This is a genomic window from Halobacillus sp. ABD4_316 (assembly GCF_056161385.1).
In genome coordinates, this window is sequence record NZ_JBSWZA010000022.1 from 1 (window position 1) to 335 (window position 335).

2 rRNA genes are annotated in these 335 nt (G+C 43.9%); both read left to right on the forward strand.

Features of this window, described 5'->3' with window-relative positions:
- Nucleotides 1-84: ribosomal RNA gene (locus tag ACXAJH_RS20480) — 23S ribosomal RNA — on the forward strand; the annotation flags it as partial.
- A gap of 142 nt (nucleotides 85-226) precedes the next feature.
- A 5S ribosomal RNA gene (rrf, locus tag ACXAJH_RS20485) occupies nucleotides 227-335 on the forward strand; the annotation flags it as partial.

Below are 335 nucleotides of genomic sequence, written 5' to 3' on the forward strand. Positions count from 1 at the left end.
GAGACGATGAGGTTGATAGGTCCGAGGTGGAAGCGTGGTGACACGTGGAGCTGACGGATACTAATGGATCGATGACTTATCTATATATACTTCGTGAATGATGTTTCATCATTAGTTGTTTCCTTATCCAGTTTTGAGGGTTTTCAAAAAAACTTTCAAAAACACCTTGATTTTCAAAGCAAGACACGATATAATAGTTCTTGTCCTTGAAAAAAGGATGAATCGATCTGGTGATGAAGGCGAAGAGGTCACACCTGTTCCCATGCCGAACACAGTAGTTAAGCTCTTCAGCGCCGATGGTAGTCGGGTTTACCCCCGTGAGAGTAGGACGTCGC